This window comes from Corallococcus llansteffanensis, from assembly GCF_003612055.1.
Taxonomy (GTDB): Bacteria; Myxococcota; Myxococcia; order Myxococcales; family Myxococcaceae; genus Corallococcus; species Corallococcus llansteffanensis.
This window is the reverse complement of sequence record NZ_RAWB01000449.1, coordinates 1-8207: the sequence shown is the minus strand read 5'-3', so window position 1 is coordinate 8207 and position 8207 is coordinate 1. Positions and strand designations below refer to the sequence as shown.

6 protein-coding genes are annotated in these 8207 nt (G+C 69.5%); all 6 read left to right on the top strand.

Annotation, left to right across the window (positions count from 1 at the left end):
* On the top strand, positions 1-257 hold a 257-nt coding region (locus D7V93_RS31500; RefSeq protein ID WP_208723218.1), incomplete at its 5' end, for a hypothetical protein.
* Between the two features lie 227 nt (positions 258-484).
* A complete protein-coding gene (gene cpaB, locus D7V93_RS31495) occupies positions 485-1303 on the top strand; it encodes a Flp pilus assembly protein CpaB (protein ID WP_120646906.1) in 819 nt (272 codons plus the stop codon).
* A gap of 71 nt (positions 1304-1374) precedes the next feature.
* On the top strand, positions 1375-2220 hold the full coding sequence (locus tag D7V93_RS31490; protein WP_120646905.1) for a type II secretion system F family protein: 846 nt from the start codon (positions 1375-1377) through the stop codon (positions 2218-2220).
* A gap of 13 nt (positions 2221-2233) precedes the next feature.
* Complete coding sequence (locus D7V93_RS31485) at positions 2234-3124, top strand: type II secretion system F family protein (protein WP_120646904.1); 891 nt, start codon at positions 2234-2236, stop codon at positions 3122-3124.
* Between the two features lie 4 nt (positions 3125-3128).
* Complete coding sequence (locus D7V93_RS46205; protein WP_208723217.1) at positions 3129-6299, top strand: FHA domain-containing protein; 3171 nt, start codon at positions 3129-3131, stop codon at positions 6297-6299.
* A 162-nt stretch (positions 6300-6461) separates the two neighbouring features.
* Positions 6462-8081 (top strand): FHA domain-containing protein, encoded by a 1620-nt coding sequence (locus D7V93_RS31475; RefSeq protein ID WP_341870975.1) that lies wholly within the window; start codon positions 6462-6464, stop codon positions 8079-8081.
* Positions 8082-8207 lie beyond the last annotated feature (126 nt).

Sequence of the window (8207 nt, the reverse complement as noted above, 5' to 3'; positions counted from 1 at the left end):
GGCCGGACGTGGATCATCCCCCCGTGAACCCCCCCCGGAAGTCGCCGCCGCGCTCCCCGCGCCGGGCCCGTCGTGGCCAGGCCATGGTGGAGTACTCGGTGATCAACTGGGTGCTGCTCGTGGCGCTCGTCATCGGTGCCACGGTGAAGGTCCGGTGGACCGACGACCGGCAGACCAACGTCATCGACCTGTTCCTCGAGGCGTACCAGATCTATTACGACTCGTTCTACTTCGTGCTGAACCTGCCGTTCCCCTGACGGGCCCCGGTGGATCCGGCCGCGTTTCGAGCCGTCCAGCCCGGGGGGGTGGACAGGCGCCGTGGCCCCCGGGTGTCCCGGGATTCCGCTTTGTCGCGAGAGGTGGTTTTGACACCTGCTCTGTGGCAGGGCTAACATCCCCTTTTGTTCGCGCCCTGGCATCGCCCCCTCGTCAAAGCTGTCCTGCCGCCACGACGGCGCCCCACCGTTCTGGAGGACCTTGAACCATGTTGAAGGGTAAGACCCCGCTCGTCGTCGCGCTGGTGCTCGGTTTGCTCGCGGGCATCGTGGCCTACTCGGCCATCAAGAAGAAGGAATCCGATGTGCGTCGCGGGTGGAACCTGGTGCCCGTGGTGGTGGCGGGCCAGGACATGCCCGAAGGGACGGTCATCACGTACGAGATGATCTCCCAGCGCTCGGTCCCGGAGCAGTTCGTCACCTCGTCGGTGGTGAAGCCGGACTCCGCCAACTACATCGTGAACCAGAAGGTGCTGGTGGCGCTGCAGGCGGGCGACCCCATCCTCTGGAGCCAGTTCGAGACCACGAAGGCCGCCGAGCGCCTGTCGACGAAGGTGCAGAAGAAGGCGCGCGCCATCACCATCGAGGCCAAGACGACGACGGCCGTCGGTGGGTGGATCCGCCCCAACGACCACGTGGACATCATCGGTACGTTCCGCGATCCGCAGACGGACGAGAACGTCGCCGTGACGCTGCTGCAGAACATCATCGTGGTCGCCACCGGCAAGATCACCGGCACCACGAACATCAACCTCATCCCGGAGAACCAGCGCGAGTACACCAACGTGTCGCTGATGGTGCTGCCGGAAGAGGCGGAGATCCTGGTGCTGGCGGCGGAGCTGGGACAGCTCACCCTGTCGCTGCGCAACGAGGACGACGTGGACCTCATCGAGGAGCGCGGTCGCGCCACCATCAGCACGCTGCTGTCCGGCGAGCGCACCCGCGTGCTGGAGCAGAAGCGCCGGGAGATCATCCAGATCATCAAGGGCAGCGGCAGCAGCGAGAAGGCCTCGGCCGGCTCTCCGTAGTCGCCGCGCTGGGCCGCTTCGGTTGAAGCGGCCCGCCACCCCCCTCCCTCATCCTTCGGGGATTCGCGCCCATGCTCGCAGGTATCGTCCTCCTCCTCGTCACCGGCTCGGTGTTCTTCTTCAGCCTGGTGATCTTCAGCGTCCTGTCGAAGGCGTATGAGCAGTACCAGGAGCGCTACGTCGCCAAGTCGATGAACGACTTGAGCGATATGTTCCTCTTCATCGACCCGCGGCAGATGTTGATCCTCAACATCGCCTGCATGTGCCTTCTGGGCATCCTCAGCTACATCGTCTTCAACCCCATCCTGGCGGTGCTGGCGACCATCTTCGGCTTCTTCCTGCCGATGCTGATGGTGAAGTACTACCGCAAGCGCCGGATCAAGAAGTTCAACGTGCAACTGGTGGACGCGCTGCAGGCCATGGCCAACGCGTTCAAGGCGGGCCTCACGTTCCCCCAGGCCATCGAGCACGTGGCGCGCGAGGCGATGCCGCCGCTGTCGCAGGAGTTCGGCCTGTTCGTGAAGGAAGTGAAGCTGGGCGTCCCCCTGGAAGAGGCGCTCGTCAACATGGGCCGCCGCGTGGGCAGTGACGACCTGGAGCTGGTGGTGGTGTCCACCAACATCGCGCGCCAGCTGGGCGGCAACATGGCGGAGATGTTCGAAACGATCTCCATGGTGATCCGCGAGCGCTTCCGCCTGGAGGGCAAGATCGACGCCCTGACGTCCCAGGGCAAGCTGCAGGGGTGGATCGTCGCGGCCATGCCGTTGGTGCTGGGCATGGTGCTCAACTACATGCGCCCCGACCTGATGGAGCCGATGCTGAACCACATCTTCGGCTACGTCCTGGTGACCATCATCGCCATCATGGAGATCATGGGCATCCTCATCATCCGGCGCATCGTCAACATCGACATCTGAATCGAGGCGCACCGTGCAGGAGATCCTGACAACCTTCCTGATCGGCGGCTCGGCGCTGCTCACCGCGGGTGCGGTGGCGTTCCTGGGCGTGGGCATCTACCACAACGTCCTCGAGCGCTTCCTCACGGAGGTGCGCGACGAGTCCGCGGGCGGCGTGAAGGGCGTGGGCTCTGTCGCCATCCGCAAGCTCGGTTCGATGAACCGGCGCTTCATGTGGCCGGGCTACGAGTCCAAGACGCGCCGCAAGCTCATCAAGGCGGGCGAGCCGTCCCAGTACAAGCCCGAGGACATCATGGCGCTGCAGGAAGTCAGCGCCGTGCTGGCGCTGCTCGCGGGCCTGTTCGTCGTCAACGGCATGAACCTGAACCTGGCCTGGTCGCTGCTGGTGATGCTGCTGGGCCTGTTCTATCCGCTCATCTGGTTGAACGACCAGGTGAAGCGCCGTCACCTGGCCATCAGCCGCGCGCTTCCGTACAACCTGGACCTGCTGACGCTGTCGGTGGAAGCAGGCATGGACTTCACGGGCGCGCTGGCGAAGGTGGTGGAGAAGGGCCGCCAGGGGCCGCTGCGCGAGGAGCTGCAGCTGGTGCTCAAGCAGCTCAAGATGGGCAAGACGCGCGAAGAGGGCTTGAAGAGCATGATCGCGCGCGTGGACCTGCCGCCGCTGACGACGTTCGTCACGGCGCTGATCCAGGCGGACAAGATGGGCACGAGCCTGGGCAAGGTGCTGCGCATCCAGTCCACGCAGATGCGCATCGACCGCACGCAGCGCGCGGAGAAGCTCGCGGGTGAGGCGCCGGTGAAGATGCTCTTCCCGCTCATCGCCTGCATCTTCCCGACGGTGTTCATGGTGCTCTTCGGGCCCATCGTGTTCCAGTTCATGTTCGGCAACGTCGGGGGCTAGTCCTCTGCCCATCCTGCTCACCATCACCCGGGGGCTCCAGGTCGGACGGGAGCTCGCCTTCGAGCAGGCCGAAGTGAAGATCGGCCGGACCTCGGAGAACGACCTGGTGCTGCACGACCATGGTGTCTCCCGGCGGCACGCGCGCATCACGGCGCGGGGCGGGCAGTACTTCGCCGAGGACGTGGGCAGCGCCAACGGCACGCAGCTCAACGGGCAGCCGCTCGGGGGCGAGAAGCAGCTGCGCGACGGGGACCGACTCACCGTCGGCCCGGTGGAGTTCACGTTCGTCTGGATGCCGCCGGAGGATGGCGACGACGTCACGCGGCCCATCCGCAGGGCGCTCGCGCCGCCGCACGCGCAGGTGTCGCCGCAGGGCATGGAGCAGGCCTCGCTCGCGGAGATCGAAGCGGCGCCCACGAGCTACCAGCAGGCCCTGCCCGCGATGGCGCGGCCGGCCTCGCCCGCGCCCGCGCAGCGTGCCGGAGCAGGGGGGCCCGCGGCGAAGGGACCCGCGACGCCCGCGATGCCGCTGTCGGCGACTCCCGCGTTGAAGAAGCCTGTCGCTCCGGCGGTGTCCGACGCCGCGGTGCCTCCGCCGAAGCCGCCCCCTGCTCCCGACCTTCCGGTGGTCGGTGCGGCTTCACAGGGCAGGACGTCCGCTCCGGGCCTTCAAGCGGTTGGCGCTGCCGCGTCGGGCAGGGCCTCCGGTCCAGGCCTTCCGGCGGTCGGTGCATCCACGCCCAACCGGACATCTGCTCCGGGCCTTCCGGCGGTCAGCGCATCCACGTCGAACAGGACCTCCGCTCCGGGCCTTCCGGAAGTCGGTGCGTCCGCGTCGGGCAAGACCTCCGCTCCGGGCCTTCCGGAAGTCGGTGCGTCCGCGTCGGGCAAGACCTCCGCTCCGGGCCTTCCGGAAGTCGGTGCGTCCGCGTCGGGCAAGATCTCCGCTTCGGGTCTTCCGGAAGTCGGTGCATCCGCGTCGGGCAAGGCCACCGCTCCTGCCGCTTCCGGGGCTGGAGCACCCGTGCGGAAGAAGGCTGCTCCTGGCCTGCCTGGGGTCGGGGCGCCCGCGCTGAATCGGCCTGCCCTCGGGGGTGCCGCCGCGCGAGTGGCCGCCGCGGCGAAGGCTCCCTCGGCCCGCGATGCCGTTGGCGCTCCGGTGCCGTCCGCGCCCAACGGGGAAGGGCACCCGGCCTCTCCATCCGCGAATGGGAAGGCGCCTGCGTCCAGCACGGCCTCTGCGTCCGTGAATGGCAAGACGCCCGCGCCCAGGAACGCGGTGGCTTCGGTGCCCCTGCTACCCCCGATTCCAGCGCTCACGCCTCCCTCGGCGTCCCCGTCCCGTGGCGCGGCGCCCCCGGTGCTGACGCCTCCCGTGACCGCCCCGACGCGCGGCGCGGCGGGCCCCGCGCCCGTGGCTCCCGGCCTTCCCGTGCTGACGCCTCCCGGGCTCATGCCTCCGCCGCCGGCAACGCGGGCCCCTGCCTTCTCACCTCCGGAGAGCCTCTCCGCGGTGGATCCAGACGAGCCGGAGGAGCGCACGCAGATGGCGATTCCCGCGGTGGAATCGCTGGAGCCTGGCTTCATGGCGCCCCCGGTGGCTGCTCCGGAGCTGCCCTTCGCGGATGCGGATGAGCCGGAGGAGCGCACGCAGATGGCGATCCCCGTGGCCCTGGCCACGCCGCCACTCAACGAGAGCCCGCCGCACGAAGCACCGCCAGCGCTGCCTCCGACGGACCCGGACGAGCCCGAGGAGCGGACCGTCCTCGATCTCCGGCCCATCGCTCGCGTCAGCCCGCTCGTTGCTCCGCCCATGCTCCACGGCGTGTCCGGGGCGGTCGCCTCCGCGGCGGCTGGCTCCGAGGAGCCGGCGACGTTCGTGGGAACGGACGACGACCTGCCCCCGGCTTCCCCGGTCGAATCGCCCGAGCCGCCGACGTTCATGGGCAAGGACGTGCCAGGCGCTGTCCCCAACAGAGCGCCGCCTCTGCCCCCAAGCGCACTTGTCGCCCCGCTGGAGCCCGAGCCCGCGACGTTCACGGGCCAGGACCCGCGGGTCCTGGCGGAGCCTCCTCCGGCGCTGGATCCCGGACTGCTCCTCGGCGAAGCCGACCTGCTGGCGGCGCAGCCCCCGGCGGACGCGAGCACCACGGAGTCCGGCCCCACCGACCCGGACGCGTCCCAACCGCCGGTGCGCTCCGGCCCGGTGACGGTCGTCGCGAAGGTCGAGCCCTCGTCCGCCGCCGACGAGGCCCGGCGACGGCGTCGGCTCGCGCGCACCCTGGGCGGTCAGTTCGTCCTCTTCTGGCAGCGCCAGTCCCGGCTGCGCCGCATCGGCTACGCGTCCGTGGCAGGGCTCGTGCTGTTGGTGACCGTGTTCGGGGTGCTGTCCGTGGTGTCTCCCACCACGCTCGGACTGCCCGGGCGCGAGCCCTACAAGCTGGGGCTCCAGCCGGTGACGGACTCGTTCGGCCTGGGGCAGGGCGTTCGCTGGGTCCACGTGGACGACAAGGCCTTCGACTTCCGCTTCATGTCGCCCACCCGCGCGGTGGCCGTGCTGCACTACCAGGCCAGCAACATCACCAAGGACGAGGTCAACCTGTCGCTCAACGGCGTGTCCCTGGGTTGGGTCCCTCCGGACACGGCCCAGACGGCGGAGCGCGAGCTGGAGCAGGTCCTCCCCCCGGGCCTGCTGCGCCGCAACGAGAACAACCAGCTGCTCTTCGACAACGCCCTCAACCCCCCCGGGCGCGAGTCCTGGCGCATCTGGAACCTGCGTCTGGAGGTCATCCCGGTGCCCGAGCTGCCGCCCGATCAGCTGCTCGCCTCCGCGAGGGAGGCCGTGAAGGCGGGCGCCCGGTTCTACGAGCTCCGGGACGTGGGCGCGGAGAACCTCTTCAACGCGTGGCGGGAGTACCGCTCCGCGTGGATCACCCTGGAGGCGCTCGACGACAAGCCGGACCTGTACGAAGACGTCCGGGAGCGGATCGCCCAGATTTCAACGGAGCTGGACCACCGGTGTGGCCAGCTGATGCTCGAATTCCAACGGGCCGTCCAGTACCGGAGCCGACGGGATGCGGTCGCGACCCTCGAAGACGTGCGGAGACGCTTCCCTACGACCGAGCATCGCTGCCACAATCTCGCGTTGGAAAAAGCCTATGAGCACGAGCTTTAGGGTTCGTGCCCCCCTCATCAGGACGCGGTGAAAGCCATGTCGAACGGTCCTCCCCCAGCCCGCCGAAGGCCCACTTCGGGTACGCCCTCATCCGGGACCGGACAACGCGCGCCGGTCCGCCGGTCGACCGCGGGGGCCTCCGCGGCGAAGCCCGCGAAGCTCGTGGTCATCGCCGGCCCCAGCGAGGGCGAGGAGTTCCCCCTCGCCGAGCAGGAGTACACTGTCGGTCGCGCCTCCGACAACCCCATCTGCCTGCAGGACACGTCCGTCTCGCGCAAGCACATCACGCTGCGCCGTGAGTCCGCGGGCTGGATGGTCAGCGACATGAAGTCGGGCAACGGCACGCTCGTCAACGGCGAGCCCGTCACCGACGAGACGCTGCTGGCCAACGGCGACGTCATCACGCTGGGCGACTCGGAGATGCGCTACGAGGACGTCGCCAACAGCACCGCCAAGGTGCAGGCGCCGTCAGGCCCCCGGCCCCGTCCGTCCACGGCCGGCGGTCGCGGCCCCACGGCGGTCCCCGTGCGTCCCGGTCCCCGGGGCGAGGGCCGCGCGCGCCCGCAGACGTCGCGCGCCTCCGCCGCCGCGGAGCTCACGCCCGAGTCGCAGCGCAAGCGGATGCGGATGAAGCTCGCGGGCGTCGGCGTGCTGGTGCTGCTCTTCGCGGGCCTGGGCGTCGCGCGCTCGCGCATGCGACACCAGCAGGAGGAGCAGATCCGCATCGAGCAGGAGCAGCGCCAGTACCGCGAGCAGCTGGGTGGCCTCTTCCAGGAGGCCAAGAACCTGGTGCGTGAAGGCCAGTGGGAGCAGGCCAAGGCGAAGCTGGAGGAACTCCAGAACCAGGCCCCGGACTACCCCGGCGTGGCGGACTACCTGAAGGCCGCGGAGAAGGAGATCCCCAACCAGGGTCACCTGGCGGCGGCCCAGGCGGCGCTGGCCAAGGGCGAGCTCGTCACCGCGCAGGCGGCGCTCGCCAAGGTGAGCTCCGACACGCAGCTCTACGAGCAGGTGAAGACGGCGCGCAAGGGGCTGATCGACGTCGCGGACAAGCGCACGAAGGAGGCCAACACGCTGATGGCCACCCGCCAGCTCGAGTCCGTGCAGAAGGCCAAGGCCATCACCGACGACGTGCTCGCGGCCTTCCCGGAGCACCGCGACGGCAAGCTCATCAACGACGAGTCGGCGCGCATCATCGCGGACCTGACGCGTCCCGAGTACGTCCCGAAGGCCGCGACGCCCAAGCCGTGGGAGCCCGCGGTGGACCGCTTCCGCGACGGGGACATCTCCGGCGCGGTGGCCATCCTCAACGCGTGCGCGGCCAAGACGCCCCAGTGCAAGCAGCTCATGACGCAGATGACGGAGTTCGGGACCCTCTACAAGAAGCTGGAGGACCTGGAGGCCAAGGGGCTCACGCGGCTCCTGGCGCTCGACAAGGACATCACCGACGGCCGGGGCAGCAAGATGGCGAAGAACGCGGGCACCCGCGCGGCGACGACCTTCTACAAGAGCGCCGCTGGCGCGAAGGCCGCGGGCCAGTGGTCGCGCGCGATGGAGTTCGCGCGCCGCGCGCTCCAGGCGGATCCCAACCACACGGGCGCGGCCAACATCGTCAACGACCTCAAGGGCAAGGCGAAGGACCTGTACCTCCAGGCCTACTCCATCAAGGACGCCAGCCCCGAGGACGCGCTGCCCAAGTTCCGGGACGTCGTCGCGATGACGCCGCCCGACGACGAGCTGCACGGCAAGGCCCAGGGCTGGGTCGAGAAGCTGTCGCGATGAAGAAGCGCAAGGGCGCGGAGCCGCCGCCCCCCGAGGAGCCGGGGCAGGGCGACCTCTTCGGCACGTCGCTCTTGCAGCCGTTGCGCCCGGCCCCCCCGGCTCCTCGGGGGGCGGCGGCTCCGCGCC